8 protein-coding genes are annotated in these 17,333 nt (G+C 69.6%); all 8 read right to left on the reverse strand.

The genetic code is table 11. The annotated features are described in order from the left end of the window. Positions 1 to 2: 2 nt before the first annotated feature. Positions 3 to 779, reverse strand: coding sequence for a 2OG-Fe dioxygenase family protein (locus tag OG251_RS37520; RefSeq protein WP_326681739.1), 777 nt, complete (start codon positions 777 to 779; stop codon positions 3 to 5). A 58-nt stretch (positions 780 to 837) separates the two neighbouring features. Beyond that, positions 838 to 1,827, reverse strand: a complete 990-nt coding sequence (locus OG251_RS37525) for an aspartyl/asparaginyl beta-hydroxylase domain-containing protein (protein WP_326681740.1) — start codon at positions 1,825 to 1,827, stop codon at positions 838 to 840. A gap of 111 nt (positions 1,828 to 1,938) precedes the next feature. Next, entirely contained in the window at positions 1,939 to 3,228 is a 1,290-nt protein-coding gene (locus OG251_RS37530) for an MFS transporter (RefSeq protein ID WP_326681741.1), read from the reverse strand. Then, positions 3,225 to 7,202: a non-ribosomal peptide synthetase gene (locus OG251_RS37535; RefSeq protein WP_326681742.1), complete on the reverse strand. Its 3,978-nt coding sequence runs from the start codon at positions 7,200 to 7,202 to the stop codon at positions 3,225 to 3,227. The genes OG251_RS37530 and OG251_RS37535 overlap by 4 nt, the downstream gene beginning before the upstream one ends. A 10-nt stretch (positions 7,203 to 7,212) precedes the next feature. Further along, a complete protein-coding gene (locus tag OG251_RS37540) occupies positions 7,213 to 7,983 on the reverse strand; it encodes a thioesterase II family protein (RefSeq protein WP_326681743.1) in 771 nt (256 codons plus the stop codon). Further along, entirely contained in the window at positions 7,980 to 8,252 is a 273-nt protein-coding gene (locus OG251_RS37545) for an MbtH family protein (protein ID WP_326681744.1), read from the reverse strand. Before OG251_RS37545 ends, OG251_RS37540 begins: the two co-directional genes overlap by 4 nt. A gap of 112 nt (positions 8,253 to 8,364) precedes the next feature. Beyond that, on the reverse strand, positions 8,365 to 9,345 hold the full coding sequence (locus OG251_RS37550; RefSeq protein WP_326681745.1) for a helix-turn-helix transcriptional regulator: 981 nt from the start codon (positions 9,343 to 9,345) through the stop codon (positions 8,365 to 8,367). 38 nt (positions 9,346 to 9,383) lie between these two features. After that, complete coding sequence (locus OG251_RS37555; protein ID WP_326681746.1) at positions 9,384 to 17,321, reverse strand: non-ribosomal peptide synthetase; 7,938 nt, start codon at positions 17,319 to 17,321, stop codon at positions 9,384 to 9,386. Positions 17,322 to 17,333 lie beyond the last annotated feature (12 nt).

Consider the following 17,333-nt stretch of genomic DNA (forward strand, 5'->3'; position numbering starts at 1 on the left):
TCTCAGATGTGCTGCCGCATCGGGGTGAAGTCGACCAGGACCACCGCACGCTCGCCCGTCTCCGGGCCGGACCCGCGCCGGATGGGGGACACGTAGTGGCTGACCTTCTCGTCGGTGACGCCGTAGGACTCCAGCGGCTTGGTCAGTTCGAACTCGGCCAGAGCCTCGCCCTCGGGCACCTCCTCGGGCAGCTTGCCCCGGTACTTCGGCGGCGCGATCACGTTCGAGCCGCCGACGACATTGCGGCGATAGACCAGGTGCGCGAAGACGAACGGCTCGCCGTCCTGGTGGAGCTCATTGGGCGAGGAGATGGCCTCGTGCCCGGGAGCGTCCACCGCCAGCTTGATCAGATGCACCCCGACGTGCAGCGGGAACGCCGCGTCGTCCCGCGACCATCGCGTCTGGGCGAAGTCGAAGGACAGGATCTCGTGGATGATCGGGTTGTTCCGGGCTGTTTCACTCATGGCGGGCAGCTTGCGGACCACGCCGACATAGTCGGGGTTGTGGTCGGCCTGCCAGTAACCGTTCATCCAACCCTGCTCGCCGAGGTGCGTGTCCGGAATCCAGCTGAACTCTCGCGACCAGGGGAGGAAAATGCCGCGGGCGTAGCGTCGGTTACGCCCTTCCTCCGTCGCATAGGGGTCCGGTGGCAGGTCGACGAACTCGGCGCGAAGGCTCTGGAAGGAAGCATCGGATTCGGCTATCCCGAATTCCTCGGCGAGGTCCCAGCGCGCGAATCCGTTCTCGACGAGGGCGGGCGATTCGGTCAGTGTCTGCATGACTGTCCCCAAGCAGTGGTCGTGATGGGTGGACTGTGGTGGCCGACGGTTCGGGCCGTCAGACCGCGGCGAGCCTGTGTGCCGGGCGGACGACCACCTGGCGCCGGCGTCCGCGCCGGGTGGAGAGCTCCACTCGCGGATCGTCGTCGAAGAGGTCGAGGCGGAGCAGGCGTTCCTCGCTCCAGCCGAGCAGCCGGAACTCGCCGGCGCCCAGGTGCAGCAGCTCCACCGGGGCGCGCCCTTCGACGCGCAGGACCAGGCCATCGCCCTCGGCGGTCACTTCGGCGGCGAGGTCGCTCTCCTGGTCGTCGACCACGGGCAGTCCCCACTCCATGAAGGAGAACGGCACCGCGAAGGTGCAGCTGAACTCGGCGAGCTCGCGCGACGTGAGCGGCAGTACGGGGCGGTAGTAGGCGATGTCGCTGGTAGGCAGCTCCGCTCGGAAGCTGTCCGGGAACAGGGCCAGCAGCCTGTCGTTGGTGGCGCAGTCCGCGACCAGGTGGATCCGGGTGCGGTCACCGGCGTTCCGCAGGGAATGCGGTCGCTCGAAGTCGGCGTACCAGAGCGTTCCCGGCTGCCACCGCTGTTCGGCACCGTCCATCACCAGTACCGCCCCGGGATTGGTGACCAGCGGGATGTGCAGCCGTACGTAGCCGTAGGGGAGCCCGAGCGGGGTGTCCGCGTGCTCCTCGACAGACACACCGGGGGCCAGGGCCATCAAGCGGACGCTGCGCAGTTCGGTGCCCAGTTCGGACAGGATCTGACTGAGGTAGGGCGCCTTCGCCATCAAAGGCGTGTCGGCGAACCCGTCACGTCCCGGGCCACCGGGGTCGGTTCGCTGGAGGTCCCCGCCCGGCGCACGCAGGGAGAGAACCTTCCAGTCCACATCGGATTCCTCTCCGACGACGCCGTCCTCGAAAGACCTTTGCAAGGCCCAGAATTCGGAACCGCCGAGCTCTACGAGATCCGCTTTCAGTCGATCGATATCCAGGTCGTCCCGTAGCATCACTGCGGCCGGAAGGTTTTCCAGGGAGCTTATCTCTGGCATGAAAGACCTCTCTTCGATGAGCTTTTGTTCACTTTTCCTTGATATTGAAATCTTACTTCTCTGTTGCGCCGGGAAAAGCGTCTGACGGCGGACAGAAGCGGCCAGGACTCTTTAGGACATCGCCTTTCCTGCCTCGGCCGCAAGAATTGAACGATCGGATTCGGGGAAATCACGCAGCCTTCGTATAGGACTGCACAGCAGAATGGCCGTTGCCAGTACGTGCAGGCCGGCCATCATCCACATCGTTTCCCGGACACCGGACAACTCGCCGAGCGTGCCGCCGAGCAACCCGCCGACAGCGATGGCGCCGAAGCTGATCACGGCCGCGCTGGCACTGATGCGTCCGATCAGGTCGGGTGGGCAGTACCGCTGACGGAAGGTGTCGGTGATGATGTTCGCCGCGACCACACCCGCGCCGACACCGACACCGCCGACGACGAAGAACGCGAGGCCGGCCCCCGGACCGGTCAGCGGAAAGAGCAGCGTGAAGGGCGCGGCACCTACCAGGCAGATCACTACGGCCCGCGCGGTGCCGTATCGCTGGGACACGCGGTGGGACAACAGCACTCCGACGACTCCGCCGAGACCGCACAACGTCAGGACCGCGCCGACCACGGCCTCGCCGGCCCCGACCGTTCTTACGAGGAAAGCCACTTCGATCGAGCTCAGGCCGGTCAACGCGATGTTGGACACCGCGCTGAATACCGCGAGTGTGCGCAGAATGGGATCCCGGAACAGGAATCTCAGACCGTCGGCGACTTCGGTGCGCAGTCGGCGCCGCCGGACCTCCGGAGGCGGCGAGGGCGGCGGTTCGGTGATCCGGATCGCCCGCAGGCAGAACCAGGACACCAGGAAGCTCAGCGCGTTGGCCACCAGTCCGGCGACGGCACCGAAGGCCTGCACCAGCATTCCGGCCAGACCGGGGCCGATGACCTCGGCTGTCGACTCACTGCCCTGCAACCGCGCGTTGCCGGCCAGCAGCTCCGCGTCGGAGAGCAGTGTCGGCAGATACGCACGTTGTGCGGTGGTGAAGAAGACGCTGGCGCAACCGCAGACGAAGGCGGCCGCGAGCAGATGCGGAATGGTGAGCACGTCTGCCCAGGCCGCGACCGGAACACTGATGAAGGCGACGAAGGAGACGGCGTCGGAGACCAGCATCACCGGGCGGCGGGGAAGGCGGTCCACCCAGGCGCCCGCGGGCAGACCGAGCATCAGCCACGGAAGATAGGCGACGGATGTCAGCAGTCCGACCACGAAGGTGCCCGCGTGCAGGGTGAGGACGGCGACGAGCGGCAGTGCCACCACGGCGATCCCGTTGCCGAGCAGGCTTGTGGTCTCCCCGAACCAGAACAGCCGGAACTCGCGCCCGGTCACCGAGCCTTGGCGGGTCTTGCCGCTCATCGCTCCCCCACCGTGGGCCGCGGAGTGTCCAGCAGGGCGAGTTTCCCGGCGAGGACGGCGCCGATCCGCGATATCGGCTCCGCCTGGGTGATCTCACCGTGGGCGCAGCCGATTTCATGCACCTCTAGCCTTCCGGTCACGTGGTCACGCCAGGATTCCGGTGCGGGGGCGTCCTCCGGCCTCCCCTCCGTGGCGGATACGAACACCACGTCCCCCCGGTACGTCCGGGGCTGGAGTTCCTCGTAGATCCGGTCGTTGTCCACGAACACCCGGGCCAGCGCGGCGGCTTCCTCACGCGTCAGCCATTCGAGCGTGCTGCCCGGTCGGCGGACCGTCCGCTGGTAGTCGTCGAAGCGCAGCGGTTCCTCGCCGCACTCGGAGAGGTCGTACCCCAAGGAGTCGAGGAGCTCGGTGAATGTCTCCGAACTCCCGTCTTCGAGTGGCCGGTAGCCGGGTACCGAGTCGGGCGGGTAGCCGTCCAGCAGCGCGAGCAGGTCGACCTGGGCTCCGCCGGCCTGGAGGTCGGTGGCCATGAGGTGGGCGAGCACGGCACCGAAGGACCACCCGATCAGCCGGTAGGGTCCTTCGGGTTGGACGGACCGGATCTGCTCCACGTAGTCCTTGACCATCCGGCGCCAGGATCCGCCGCATGCCCTCGCGTCGGTGAGACCTTTGGCCTGAAGGCCGTACACGGGGTAGCCGGTGTCGATGTGGCCGAGGAGGCCCGCGTAACCCCAGCTGATCCCGGCGGCGGGATGCACGCAGAACAGCGCGGGCCGATCGCCTCCTGTCCGCAGGGGGAGCAGGGGCGCCAGCGGGTCGTGCTGCGCGCCCGCGCCCAGTCGGTCCGCGAGGTCGGCGACGGTGGGCGCCTGGAACAGGTCCACGATGGTGAGTTGGCCGCCGAGCACCGCCCGTACCCGGGAGAGCAGCCTGACGGCCAGCAGGGAGTGGCCGCCCAGCTCGAAGAAACTCTCCTCGGCTCCGACCCGGCTGAGCCCCAGGACCTGCGCGAACAGGTCGCAGAGGACCTCCTCGTAGGGTCCGCGCGGGCCGCGCGACGCCGGACGGTGCGCGAAGTCCGGGGGCGGCAGCGCGTCCCGGTCGAGTTTCCCGTTGGGCGTCATCGGCAGCCGTCCCACCGGCTGGAAGAACGACGGGATCATGTGGTCGGGCAGGATCGAGGCCAGCCGGTTGCGCAGCCCGCGCGGGTCGAGCGCGTGGTCCGTGGCCGACTGCACGTACCCCACGAGCCGCTTGTCGCCCCTTGCGTCCTCGCGCACGGCCACGGCGGCCTGCACCACGCCGGGGCAGCGGGTCAGCGCGGCCTCGACCTCGCCGAGCTCGATCCGGAAGCCCCTCACCTTGACCTGGTCGTCGACGCGGCCCAGATAGTCCAGCCGGCCCTGGCGGTCCCAGCGGACCAGGTCACCGGTGCGGTACATGCGGCTGCCCTTCTCCCCTTCCGCCACGTAGGGGCAGGCGACGAACCGTTCGGCGGTCGCGGCCGGGCGGTTCAGATAGCCGCGGGCCACGCCGGGTCCGGTCACGTACAACTCGCCCGGCACTCCCGGCGCGACGGGTCGCAACCGCTCGTCGAGCACAAAGACCCTGGTGTTCCCGATCGGCCTTCCGATCAGCGGGTGCGGGCTGTCCGCGGCGTCCCACCACAGCGCGTCCAGGGTGCATTCCGTGGGGCCGTAGAGGTTGTAGCAGAGCGTGCCTGACGCCTCCCGGAGGCGCGTCCACAGCGACTGACCGGCGGCTTCCCCACCGAGCAGCAGCACCAGCGGCGCCCGTGGCCCGGACAGCAGGCCCTCGTCGAGGAGGTGCTCCGCGTAGGTGGGGGTGACGTCGAGGACGTCGATCTCGGCGGCCCTGACGTAGGCGGTCAACGCGCCTGCGTCGCGACGGACGTCGTCGCGGATGACATGGAGTTCATGTCCTGCCAGCATCCAGAACAGCGCCTCCCACGAGGTGTCGAACGACAGCGAGGCGGTGACGGCGGACCTCAGCCGCCGGCACGCCGCGGCCTCGGTGCGCGCGATCAGGCCCGCGCGGTGGAAGGCGTACAGGTTCCCCAAGGCGGAATGCGGCGTCACCACACCCTTGGGACGGCCGGTGGATCCCGAGGTGTAGATGACGTATGCGGCACTGTCCGGCAGTACACGGCACTTGAGGTCGGCCACGGGGCCGGACGGCGTCCCGATCCGGTCGGCGAACACCGTGGGCAACCCACCGAACCCGTGCGCTGCCGCGGTCGCGGTGTCCGTGACGACGGCGACCGGTGCGGCGTCACGCAGCATGTGCTCGATGCGGTCCGGTGGGTATTCAAGGTCGAGATGCAGGTAGGCCGCACCCGTCTTGAGTACCGCCAGCATCGCGACGACGGACTCGGCCGACCGGGGCAGGGCCAGTGCGACCAACCGCTCCGCCCCGGCTCCCTGAACGCGCAGACGGCGTGCGAGCAGGTTGGCACGAGCGTTGAGTTCGGCGAAAGTGAGCCTCGTGCTCCCGCACACCACCGCGGTCGCCCGCGGAGTTCGCGCGGCCTGCGCCTCGAACAGCTCCGGCACGGTGGCCGACGACGCGGGTCGGGCGGTGTCGTTCCACTCGACGAGGGCCTGGTGCCGGTGCTCGGCGGAGAGAGGGTCGGCGTCGCCGACGGGTCGTTGCGGATCCGACACGAGCTGCCGCATCAGCCTGGGCAGGGCATCGGCGATGTGGTCGATGGTGGCCCGGTCGAACAGGCCGGTAGCGTACTCGAGGGAACCGTCGATGCCGGCCGCTTCCCCGTCCGGCGTCCGGTGCTCCCGGAAGTCGGCGGACAGGTCGAACTTCGCCACCTCCCAGTCCAGTTGCTCCTCGGTACAGATCAGGCCCGGCAACGAGAACGTCGCCTCCTCTCCCCTGGACAGGGTGAGCATGACCTGGAAGAGCGGATGCCGTGCCAGTGACCGTTCCGGGTTCAGGTCCTCGACCAGCCGCTCGAAAGGAACGTCCTGGTGGTCGTAGGCGGCGACATCGGCATCCCGCACCCGGTGCAGCAGCTCGCCGAACGTCGGATCACCGGCCACGTCGCTGCGCAGTACCAAGGTGTTCACGAAGAAACCGACGACGCCGTCCAGCGCGTCGTCCAGGCGTCCCGCCACCGCCGTGCCGATGGGGATGTCCGTACCGGCCCCCAGCCGGGACAGCAGTACCGCAAGCCCGGCCTGGAGCACCATGAAGGTGGTGCATCCGTGGTCGGCGGCGACCGCGAGCAGGCGGCGATGCAGATCGCCGTCGAGCTTCAGCGGTACGCAGTCACCCCGGTGATCGGCGATCGCGGGGCGCGACCGGTCGAACGGCAGGTCCAGCTCGGCGGGCAGCCCGGCCAGCTGCTCCCGCCAGAAGGACAGCTGCGTCGCGAGCAGGCTCGCCGGGTCGTCCTCCTCCCCCAGCAGGTCACGCTGCCATACGGCGTAGTCCCGGTAACTCACCGGAATCGGCTGCCACTGAGGTGACTCGCCAGCGGCCCTGGCGCGGTACGCCGTGGCCAGGTCGGTGAGCAGCGGCTGCCAGGACCCCTCGTCGCAGGCTATGTGGTGGAGCACCAACGCCAGCACGTGCTCCCGCGGTGCCGGCGCGAACACCGTCGCCCGGATGGGGAGATCGGCCGTCAGGTCGAAGCCGCGGCCGACGGTGGCGGACAGCGCGTCGGTGAGCTCGCTCTCCTCGCACGCGACCACGTCCAGCTCGGGCCGTCGGGCGAGTACGCGCTGTACGGGTTCGCCCTCGACACCGGGGTACACCGTGCGCAGCACTTCGTGCCGGTCCGCGAGGTCGGCGAGCGCCGCCGCCAGGGCGGCGCGGTCCAGTTCGCCTCTCATCCGGATGACGAGGGGGCAGTTGTAGACCGCCGACCCGCCGTTCACACGATTCAGGAACCACAGCCTCCGCTGGGCGTAGGACACGGGAGACACAGGGGACACGGGCAACTCCTCAGGAGACAGAGCCGGTTGCGGCGGATTTGATCGAGGCGATCCGGGTCGGAAGGGTCTGCCAGATCTCCGGGGTGTAGAAGTGACCGCCGCCGAGCACGTCGTGCCGGTACGGACCTGAGGTCAGGGCGCTCCACCGGACAGCCGCGTCGGCGCTGATCAACGGATCGTCGGCACCCGAGAACACCTGAAGCGGCACGCTCACCTCGGCGCCGTCGTAGACGAAGGTGTTGCGGACGTCGATGTCGGCCCGTATCAGCTCCAGCGCCACCTCGGTCAGGCCGGCGTGTTCACGGACGTGCTGGGGCAGCAGGCCGTGGGTTCCGAGCCACTCCAGGAGTCGCTCGTCCGCGTCCTGAGGTGTGGGGCGCAGTTCGCTGTCGGTCAGGCCGCGGTCCGGGGCGTTGCAGGAGGACAGGACGAGGGCTTCGGGCTTCCGTGCCTCGTCGCTGTCGAGCCGGGCGGCCACGTCGAAGGCCATCCAGCCGCTCATGCTGTGCCCGAAGAGGATGTACGGGCCGAGATCGGCTTCGCGCAGTGTTCGTGTGACATCGGCGGCCAGTTCGTCCCAGTCACGGGCGAACTCCTCGGCGAACCGCCCCTCCCTGCCGGGGTAGCAGAGCACGACCAGGTCCGTCCCCGCGGGCATCTGCGCGGTCCACGGCTGGTACGCGGCCGTGCCACCGCCGAAGAAGCTCAGGCCGACCAGGGTCCGCTCGGCGTGCGGCGTCCGGTGCAGGGGCACCATCGTGGTCTCCCGTACGCCGCTCACTGCGACTTCCCGGTGAACGTCGGCCCGGCATCAGCGATCTCGTTCGCTGCCGGCGGTCGGACCCCGTTCATCGTGGCCGCCAGGCCGGCCGGCCGCATGTCCGTCCAGTTCTCCTCGACATGGGCCAGGCACGCGGCACGCGTTCCCGCTCCGAAGACGGTGGACCAGCCGGCGGGCACATCGATGCTCGCGGGCCACAAGGAGTGCTGTCGCTCCGCATTGGCCAGGACGAGATAGGAGCCGTTTTCGTCGTCGAACGGGTTGTTCACGGAATTGTCCTTTCACGGTGGTCAGGTCATGACGATCAAGCCGGGCGGCGGAGATCGACCGAGCTGGGGTGATGTGGCATCAGAGGCCTTCGCGGGGCGGCCCCGCCGGTAGTCAGAGCCAGCCGCGCCGGGCGGCCTTGACCCCGGCCTCGAAGCGGCTGCGGGCGCCGAGGCGCTCCATCAGCACCGCCATCATGCGTCGAGCGGTCCGGTGCGAAACATGCAGCCGGCCTGCGGCGGCTGCGTCGGTACACCCCTCGGCGACCAGCCTGAGCAGCGCCAGTTCCTTGCCGTTCACGGTGTCGTCCGTCGTCGAACGCCCGGCGTCCAGCGGTGTGGCCAACGACCAGGTCTGTTCGAACAGAAGGGCCATGGGAGCGACGAGGCCGGGATCGGTGACCTGGAGTGCGCCCGCCGCTGTGTTCTGCGGGTCGAGGGGTACCAGCGCGACCGAACCGTCGAACAGGATCATTGCCGGCAGCGGCGTCTCGAAGCCGCGGAACTGGCCCCCGTTGCCGGTCAGCCAGTGCACGTGCGCCATCGTCGCGGCGTCGTAGGAGTCGGTGTCCGTGCCGACGGTCCGGATCGACACCGAGCGGCTCAGCAACGCCGCGTCATTGCGGCGCGCTGCCGAGAGTTCCGGGGTCGACCGCGCGCCACCTGGCACGAACGTCAGCACCTCACGGATGGCCTCTCCCGCCAGCCGGTCCACCCGGCACTGCACCTCGTCCATCCCCAGGAGCCGCTCGACCTGTGCGACCCTGCCCGACCGGCCGGAGGCGTCGGACATGAGCAGGCGGACAACCTCGGCGTGTGTCTCGGCGACCCGCCGCTGCCGACGCGTCAACTCCTCGTACTGGCCGGCCAGCGACTGCTGCAGGCTCAGGACCGGGTCAACCACCGCGAATCTGCCGGGCACCTCGAAGGAACGCCGCACCAGGCCGAGTTCGAGCAGCCGGCCGATGCACGCACGGACCAGATCCGGAGCGACCGCCAGCCGGTCGGCGATCTCCTCGGCGACCGACGGAGGCGATTCGCCGATCTCCCGGTACACCGCTTCCTCCATCAGTTCCAGTCCGAACATGGTGAGCATCAGGCCGTCTCCCAGGTGTGTCGGTGAACGCCCCACTGTCAGTGGGAAGTGGCAGGCCGCAGCGCCGGCCGGGCGGGCCGGGCCTTCGCCAGGTATGCGGCGACCCCGGCGACGGTCGGGGCTCGGAAGAGTTCGCGGACCGGCAGCTCCAGCCCCAGGGTCGAACGCACCCGGGAGATCAGCTGGGTCGCCAGCAGCGAATGCCCGCCCAGGGCGAAGAAGTTGTCGTCGATGCCGACCGATTCCCGGCTGAGCACCTTGGCGAACAGCTCGCTGAGCACCTCCTCGTGTGCCGTACGCGGGCCGGTGGTGGCCGACGCCGCGTCCCGCGACGGAGCCGGGCATTCGGTGACGACACCGGACCGCCGGTCCTGGACGGGTGGTACGTCGAGGTCGGCGACCAGCCGTTCCGGGTCTCGGGCCACCTGCGTCAGCAACGTGCGCAGGCCGTCGGCGAGCCGCTCACCCGTCGCGGCGTCGAACAGCGCGGTCGAGTACGTCAGGGCCCCGACCAGCCCGGCCGGCGCTCCGTCCTCGTCGAGCCGCTCCTCCACATCGATGACCAGGTCGAATTTCGCGGTGGTCGACGGGACCGGCCATTCGGTCGCCCGCAGACCGGGGAATTCCGGACCGTCGGTCGCGTGCTGGAGCTGGACCATGATCTGGAAGAGCGGGTGGCGGCTGGGCGAGCGTGGTGGATTCACCTCTTCGACCACCCGCTCGAACGGGACGTCCTGGTGCTCGTAGGCCGCGAGGTCGGTGGCCCGGACGCGACGGAGCAGCTCCGCGAAACTCGGGTTCGCCGAGACATCGGTCCGCAGGACCACCGTGTTGACGAAGAACCCGACGACCTCGTCGACCGCGTCGTCCGTCCGGCCGGCCACCGGGGTGCCGATCGGAATGTCCGTCCCCGCGCCCACCCTGCTGAGCAGGGCAGCGAAGCCGGCCTGGAGCACCATGAACAGCGTGCAGTTGTGCTCCTTGGCGACCGCGAGCAGGCTTCGATGGAGGTCGGGGCCCCACTCGACGCCCGCCGCTCCCCCTGCGTAGTCGCTGGTCTCGGGCCTGGGCCGGTCCGTCGGCAAGGTCAGTTCCACCGGGAGATCTGCCAGCTGGGCGCGCCAGTGGCTCAGCTGACGGGACAGCACACTGTCCTGGTCCTCCTCACTGCCCAGCAGATCCTGTTGCCACAGCGCGTAATCGGCGTACTGCACCGGCAGCTCGTCCCACTGTGGAGCGTCGCGCCGCGTGCGGGCGGCATAGGCGTCGGAAAGGTCGCGCATGAGCGGTCGAAGCGACCAGCCGTCGCAGATGATGTGGTGGAACACCAGCAGCAGGACATGCTCCTGCTGGCCCGTCGTGAACAGGTGGGCGACCATGGGAGGCTGTGTGGCCAGATCGAACGGATGGTCCGCGGCCGCGCGGATCGCCGCCTCGGCCTCGGCCCCGGACACCTCTCGGTGGACCAGTTCCGGCCGGACCGCTCCGGGCTCGAGCACCGACTGCACCGGCCGGCCGTCACGTTCGACGAAAACCGTCCGCAGGCTCTCGTGCCGGTCCGTGACATCGGACAACGCCTGTTCGAGAACTCCCCGGTCCAGCGGACCTGACAGGCGCAGAGCGACCGGGAGGTTGTAGCTGGTGCCCGTCTCCTCCCACTGGCTCAGGAACCACACCCGCTGCTGGGCGAAGGACAGCGGCAGTACCTCCGGGCGTTTGCCCGGCCGGAGCGCCGGCCTGGCGGGGAGAATCCCGTCAAGGCTCTCCGCCAGCCCGGCCACGGTCGGGGTACTGAACAGCAGACGGGCAGGCAGTTCCACGCCCAGCACCGAGCGCGCCCTGCTGCTCAGCCGCACGGCCAGCAGGGAGTGGCCGCCGAGATCGAAGAAGCCGTCGTCGATCCCCACCGCGTCACGGCCGAGCACTTCCGCGAACAGCCCGCACAGGAGCTCCTCGCGGAGATCGCGCGGCGCGCGCCGGGTGCCGGTGGGGTACGCCGGTTTCGGCAGTGCGGCGCGGTCGAGTTTCCCGTTCGGTGTCAACGGCAGTTCCTCGATCACCACGATCGCGGCGGGCACCATGTAGTCCGGCAGGTTCTGCCTGGCGAACTCCCGCAGTTGTCTCACATCGAGTTCCGTGTTCCGGGCGAGCACGTATCCGACGAGGCGGTTGTCCCCGGGCCGGTCCTCCCGCAGGACCGCCACCGCGTGCGTGACGCCCTCGTGGCGGGCCAGCGCCGCCTCGACCTCGCCGAGTTCGACCCGGAAACCACGGATCTTCACCTGATCGTCGGCCCGGCCGAGGAATTCCAGCGCGCCGTCGTCGGTCCACCGGACCAGGTCACCCGTGCGATACATGCGCTGTCCCGGCCTGAACGGGTTCGCCACGAACCGCTCCGCGGTCAGGCCAGGACGGTTCACGTAGCCGCGCGCCAACTGGGCTCCCGCGACGTACAGTTCGCCGATCACCTTCGGCGGGACGGGACGCAGCCCCGGGTCGAGCACGAACACGTCCACTCCGGCGAACGGACGGCCGATCAGGGGGCGGTCGCTGTCGTCCGACGTCCAGAAGAGGGAGTCCACCGTGGTCTCGGTCTGTCCGTAGATGTTGTAGACGGTGATCCCCTCGGTTTCCCGGATCCGTGTCCACAGCTTCTCGCCCACCGTTTCCGCGCCGGTCATCAGCACCGCCGGCGGCGTTCCGGCCGGGTCGAGCATGCCCTGCTGGATCAGCTCCTCGGCATAGCTGGGCATCACGTCGAGAGCGTCGATGCCGCACCGGTCCATGTAACGGGCCATGGCGGCGGGGTCGCGGCGGGTGTCGTCGCCGATGAGGTGGAGTTCGTGGCCGACGGCCTGCCACAGCAGACCGACGACCGAGGTGTCGAAGGAGAGGGACGCGGTCAGCGCCATCCGGCAGCGCCGTGAACCTCGGGTCCGCTCGGCGGTGGCGATGACCTCCTCACGGTAGAAGGCGAGCAGATTGGCCAGCCCACCGTGGGTCACCATCACGCCCTTGGGCAGGCCGGTCGACCCCGAGGTGTACACGACGTATGCCGGATGCTCCGGGGTGAGCGCGATCCTGAGTTCTTCCGATGATTCGTCGTCGAGCGCGGGGGCGTCGACGAGCACCGGTTCGTGTGCGGGCAGCGACTCGGCGGATGCGCCGTCGGTGACGACCAGGGCGGCGGCGGAGTCCTCCAGCAGGTGGGCGATCCGCCGGGCCGGGTAAGCCATGTCGACGAAGAGGAACGCGGCGCCCGCCTTCAGTACCGCCAGTAGCGCGACCACCAGGTCCATGGACCTGGGCAAGGCCACCGCCACCACCCGGTCCGGGCCCGCGCCCCGGCTCACGAGGTGGCGGGCGAGCCGGGTGGCACGTGCGTCGAGCTCGGCGTAGGTCATCGCGGTGTCCTCGAAGACCAGCGCCGTCGCGTCCGGCGTGCGGGCGGCCTGCTCCCGGAACGCGTCGGGCAGGAACACCGGTCGCGGCGCGAGCGCGGGCGCGGGACGCGCGGCGAGGAAGCGCCGCCGTTCCCCGTCCGAGAGCACGTCGACGGCGCTGATCGGTCGTTCCGGAGCGGCGAGCACCTGTTCCAGCAGTCGTCGCAGGCGCGTCACGAGCTGTTCGGCGGTGGTCCGGTCGAACAGTTCCTCGGCGTACTCGAGGTAGCCGGTCATCCCGGCCGGTGCTCCCTCGGCATCGCGCTCGTCCGCCAGTTCAAGACTGAGGTCGAACTTGGCGACGTCCCAGGTCACGGGGGCCCGTTCGCCCTCCAGCCCGGCGAAGGCCGGGGTGGCGGGCTCGCCGTGCTGCACCTGGAGCATGACTTGGAACAGGGGGTTCCTGGACAGCGACCGCTCGGGCTGCAGGACCTCCACGAGACGCTCGAAGGGGACGTCCTGGTGTCCGAACGCCTCCAGGTCGGTGTCGCGGACCCGTCGCAGCAGTTCGGCGAACCCGGGATCGCCTGCCGTGTCGGTGCGCAGCACCAGGGTGTTGACGAAGAACCCGACCAGGTCGTCGAGCGCGCTGTCCGACCGGCCCGCCACCGGGGTGCCGAAGGGGATGTCGGTGCCCGCGCCCATACGGGTCAGCAGTGCCGCGAAACCCGCCTGCAGCACCATGAACAGTGTGCAGCCGGCGGACCTGGCGAGATCGAGCAGCCTGCTGTGCAGCTCGGGCTCCCAGTCGACAGCCACCGTCCCACCGGACTGCGCCGCCACCGCGGGGCGAGGCCGGTCCACCGGCAACGTCAGCTCCGTCGGCAGTGCCGCCAACTGCTGCTGCCAGTATCCCAGCTGGCGGGCCATCAGGCTGTCCGTGTCCTCGGCGTCGCCGAGCAGCTCTCGCTGCCACAGGGTGTAGTCGGCGTAGCGCACGGGCTGCGCCGGCCAGTCCGGTGCGCTCCCGTCGCATCGGGCGGTGTACGCCAGGCCGAGGTCGCTGAGCAGCGGACGCAGGGACCATCCGTCGGCCGCGATGTGCTGAATGACCAGCAGCAGGACGTGCTGACCCTGGCCGAGCAGGAACAGCGTGGCCCGGACGGGTGCGTGTGCGGTGAGGTCGAACCGGTGACGGACCCGCTCCGCCGTGGCATCGGCGAGGTCTGCCGGTGCCACCTCGACGACCTCGATCCCGGGAACCGAGTCCAGAACGACCGGGTACGGCTCACCACCTTCCTCGGGGAAGATCGTGCGCAGGCTTTCGTGCCGTTGCGCCACGTCGGCGAACGCCTGTGCCAGAGCCTCCCTGTCCACCGCTCCGGTGAGACGGACCGCGACGGGCACGTTGTACGTTCCTTCGTCGCGCTCCATCCGGTTCAGGAACCACAGACGTCGCTGGGCGAACGACAGCGGTACGGGCTCCTCTCCTGCCCGGGCGGTCAGCGCGGGGCGTGCGGCTCCGGTCAGCCGCGCCAGTCCGGCCACCGTGGGCTCGGCGAACAGGTCGCGGATCTCGAACCCCTCCCCCAGGACCGACCGGATCCGGGAGAGCAGCCGGAGCGCCAGCAGGGAGTGCCCTCCCAGGTCGAAGAAGTGGTCGTCGATCCCCACGCGGGGCACCCCGAGCACTTCGGCGAAGAGTTCGCACAGGATCTCCTCGCGCGGACTCCGCGGCTCCCGCACGGCGTGCGCGGCCCGGTCCGGCTCCGGCAGCGCGGCCCGGTCGAGCTTCCCGTTCATCGTGGTCGGCATGGTCTCGACCAGGACCACCGCGGCGGGAACCATGTAGTCGGGCACGCTGTCCGACACGAACCGGCGAAGGTCCCGGCCCGTGAGGCCCGAGGACCGGGCCACGGCATACGCGACCAGGCGCTGGTCACCCGGCCGGTCCTCCCTGAGGACGACCGCGGCTTGGATCACCTCGGGGTGGCCGGCCAGCACCGCCTCCACCTCGCCGAGCTCCACGCGGAAGCCCCGGATCTTCACCTGCGCGTCCGCGCGGCCGACGTACTCCAGCGCCCCGTCGGCGGTCCACCGGGCCAGGTCCCCGGACCGGTACATACGCTCCCCCGCCGAGAACGGGCAGGCCACGAACCTCTCGGCGGTCAACGCGGGGCGCCCGGTATATCCCCTGGCGAGCTGGACCCCGCCCAGGTACAGCTCGCCCACCACTCCCGGCGGCACCGGCCGCAGCCCGCCGTCCAGCACATACGCCGCCACATTGGCCAGCGGCCGGCCGATCGGCACCGAACTTCCCTCATCGCCACGGCGGCACTGCCAGTAGGTCGCGTCGACAGCGACTTCGGTCGGTCCGTAGAGGTTGTGCAGTTCGGTGGAGCCGAGCGTGCTGAACAGTTCACGTTGTGTCTCCGCGGACAGAGCCTCACCGCTGGAGATGATCCGGCGCAGGCTCGTGCAGCCGGCCGCTCCGGGCTCCCGGAGGAACGCTTGCAGCATCGAGGGCACAAAGTGTGTGACGGTCACCGATTCACGCTGGATCAGCTCGGCCAGATAGGCGGGGTCGCGGTGTCCGCCGGGCTTCGCCATCACCAGACTCGCCCCGGAGATCAGCGGCCAGAAGAACTCCCACACCGATACGTCGAAACCGGCCGGCGTCTTCTGCAGCACCCGATCGGCATCGGTGAGCCGGTACTGGGCCTGCATCCACAGCAGACGGTTGACTATCGCCGCGTGCGGGACCACGACCCCCTTGGGCCGTCCGGTGGATCCGGAGGTGAAGATGACATAGGCGGAGTGCGCCGGGCGCGGTCGCACCGGCCGGGCGGGGACCCGCGCGATCGGCTCGTCGAGCAACAGCTTCGGTACAGCGCCGGGGAGGGCGCCGACGCTCTTCGAATCAGTCAGTACGAGGATCGGCCCGGCATCCGTGACCATCGCGGCGATCCGGCCGGCGGGGTGGTCCAGATCCAACGGAAGGTAGGCCGCGCCCGCTTTGACGACAGCGAGGATCGCGACCACCAGTTCCACCGAACGGGGCAGTGCCACGGCCACGACCCGGTCCGGGCCCGCGCCTCTGTGGGCGAGCTGCGCCGCCAGCCGATCCACTCGTTCGTCCAGCTCGGCGTAGCTCAGTTGCTCGTCGGACGCCACCAGGGCCGTCGCGTCCGGCGTGCGTCGGACCTGCTCCGACCACAGGTCGGCAAGCGTCACGTCGGGCAGCTCGACCGCGGTGTCGTTCCACTTTCGTACGACCCGGTCGTGCTGCCCCGGCGACAGCATGGTCAGCGCGGAGAGCGGCCGGTCCGGATCCTCGGCCACCTGCTCGAACAGCAGCACAAGCCGGTCGGCGATCTCGGCCGCCCGGTCGGCGGTGAACAGGTCCGGGCGGTAGTGCAGGCGCAGCGCGAGCCGCTCGCCCGGTTCGACGGCGAGGGTCAGCGGATAGTGCGCGCTGTCACGGAAGGTGACGCCCACCTCCAACTCACCGTCGGGCGAGTCGACCTTGTAGTCGTGCATCGGGAAGTTGTCGAAGACGACGTTGGTGTCGAAGAGCGCGGTCGGGGATCCGGTCAGGGTCTGGATCTCCGTCAGACCGAGGTGGTCGTGGTCGAGCGATGCGGCGCGCCCCGCCTGGATCTGACCGAACAGCGCGCTCACCGAAGCCGCCCGGTCCAGCCGCGCCCGTACCGGAACCGTGTTGATGAACATCCCGATCATCGAGTCCGCGCCGGTCAGCTCTGCCGGACGACCGCTGACCGTCGAGCCGAACACCACATCGTCGCGTCCGGCGAGCGAACCGACCAGGATGGCCCAGACCCCTTGGCACACCGTGTTGAGCATGATGTGGTTCCTGCGGGCGTGCGCGGTAAGCAACGCCGTCGTCCCCGACGGCAGCAGCACTGCCACCTCCTCCGGCGGCGGACCGCTCCGGGAATCGGCGGGCGCGACGAGAGTGGGCTCGGTGACCCCCTCCAGGGCCGCCGCCCAGTGCCGCTCCGCGCCGGCCCTGTCCTGTTCCGCCAGCCATGCCAGGTAGTCCCGGTACGGGCGCACCGAGGGCAGGCCGGCGGTACCGCCGGCCCGGGAGTACACCGCGAACAGCTCCTGGAACAGCAGGGCGAAGGACCACCCGTCCAGCAGGAGATGGTGGGCGGTCACCAGCAGCCGGTGGCGGCGGGCGGTGTGCCGGACGAGGGTGAACCGGATCAACGACGATCCGCCGACGTCGATGCCCCGGGCCCAGTCCAGCTCGGTCAGTTCGGCGATCCGTTCCGGCGCGCCTTCCTGACCGACCTCGGTCTCCCGCCAGTCCAGCGGGACATCGCGGCGCACCACCCGTATCGGTTCGCCTGTCTTTCGGTACCGGAATCCGGACCGCAATGTGGCGTGGCGCCGTATCACGGTGTCCGCGGCCGTCCTCAGGAGCGCGGAATCCACCGGTCCGTCGAGGTCCACCGCGAATTGTGCGAGGTATGGGCTGTGCTTTTCCCGGTCGAACAGCGCGTGAAAGAGAAGGCCTTCCTGCAGGGGTGACAGGGGAAGGATGTCCTCGACTACCGATTGCTTCATCTTCAGTGTCAA

Source organism: Streptomyces sp. NBC_01237 (assembly GCF_035917275.1).
GTDB lineage: Bacteria > Actinomycetota > Actinomycetes > Streptomycetales > Streptomycetaceae > Streptomyces.

What these genes read in the sequence shown, in the direction of transcription:
- OG251_RS37520 (WP_326681739.1), bottom strand. Translation starts at nt 779, where the DNA reads ATGCAGACACTGACCGAATCGCCCGCCCTCGTCGAGAACGGATTCGCG.
- OG251_RS37525 (WP_326681740.1), bottom strand. Translation starts at nt 1,827, where the DNA reads ATGCCAGAGATAAGCTCCCTGGAAAACCTTCCGGCCGCAGTGATGCTA.
- OG251_RS37530 (WP_326681741.1), bottom strand. Translation starts at nt 3,228, where the DNA reads ATGAGCGGCAAGACCCGCCAAGGCTCGGTGACCGGGCGCGAGTTCCGG.
- OG251_RS37550 (WP_326681745.1), bottom strand. Translation starts at nt 9,345, where the DNA reads ATGCTCACCATGTTCGGACTGGAACTGATGGAGGAAGCGGTGTACCGG.
- OG251_RS37555 (WP_326681746.1), bottom strand. Translation starts at nt 17,321, where the DNA reads ATGAAGCAATCGGTAGTCGAGGACATCCTTCCCCTGTCACCCCTGCAG.